A 417-nucleotide genomic window follows, 5' to 3' on the forward strand; every position below is an offset into this window, starting at 1 on the left:
ATGAATTCAAGCTTATTTAAAACTCTATTCACTCGGTTTTGCTTGGTAAAATCTATTTACTTACTTATCTAGTTTTCAATGTACAATTAATTATCTTAAATAATGGTGGAGACTAGCGGGATCGAACCGCTGACCTCCTGCGTGCAAAGCAGGCGCTCTCCCAGCTGAGCTAAGCCCCCAATATTCATTATATTTAATGGTGGGCCTGAGTGGACTCGAACCACCGACCTCACGCTTATCAGGCGTGCGCTCTAACCAGCTGAGCTACAGGCCCATTAAATGAAAGAATATTTATTATAAACATTCAAAACTGAATACAATATGTCACATTATTCCATCATCTCTACGAGATGTTCCGAATATATCCTTAGAAAGGAGGTGATCCAGCCGCACCTTCCGATACGGCTACCTTGTTAC

2 tRNA genes are annotated in these 417 nt (G+C 41.2%); both read right to left on the reverse strand.

Annotated features, from left to right (window positions below):
- Positions 1 to 103 precede the first annotated feature (103 nt).
- Positions 104 to 179: transfer RNA gene (locus tag CD128_RS11385), tRNA-Ala, on the reverse strand.
- A gap of 18 nt (positions 180 to 197) precedes the next feature.
- A tRNA-Ile gene (locus CD128_RS11390) sits at positions 198 to 274 on the reverse strand.
- Positions 275 to 417: the final 143 nt, after the last annotated feature.

The organism is Staphylococcus croceilyticus (assembly GCF_002902575.1).
In the GTDB taxonomy this organism is placed as follows: Bacteria; Bacillota; Bacilli; order Staphylococcales; family Staphylococcaceae; genus Staphylococcus; species Staphylococcus croceilyticus.